Below are 424 nucleotides of genomic sequence, written 5' to 3'. Positions count from 1 at the left end.
ACATATTCATGTTCTCTTTCGATAAATGCTCTGGCTCGTTTTCCAATAGTGACAATGGACTCCGGATTTTCGATCAAAAAGGAAAGTTCATTCACTAAATAGTCTACATCTGGTAGCGCATTAACATTTATTCTTTCCGTTAAATTATAATGATCCATAAATGCTTTTCCGGCACCAGTAAAAACTACTTTTCCTTTTGCCATAGCTTCAAGCGCATTGTATCCTTGGTCTTCAGCGTAGATTTGGTCTAACACGATTTGTGCAGTATAATATAAATTTATATAGTCCTTGTAAGGAAGATTTTCGCTGATAATCACAGTAACTTTTTCAATATATTTTTCCTGAATTATTCGCAGTGCTTTTTCAAAATATGGAATCCCTTTTTTGATGTAACTGGCGCGATTTATTCCAAGAAAAACTACAA

1 protein-coding gene is annotated in these 424 nt (G+C 34.0%); it reads right to left on the bottom strand.

Going from position 1 to position 424, the window contains the following annotated elements; genetic code table 11:
• Positions 1-424, bottom strand: a 424-nt coding sequence (locus FCS21_RS17900; RefSeq protein WP_138624537.1) for a glycosyltransferase, incomplete at both ends; no start/stop codon positions are given.

The organism is Colwellia ponticola (assembly GCF_005885605.1).
Lineage (GTDB): Bacteria > Pseudomonadota > Gammaproteobacteria > Enterobacterales > Alteromonadaceae > Colwellia > Colwellia ponticola.
Note: the sequence above shows the minus strand (reverse complement) of the source record. Positions and strands in the feature narration are given on the sequence as shown.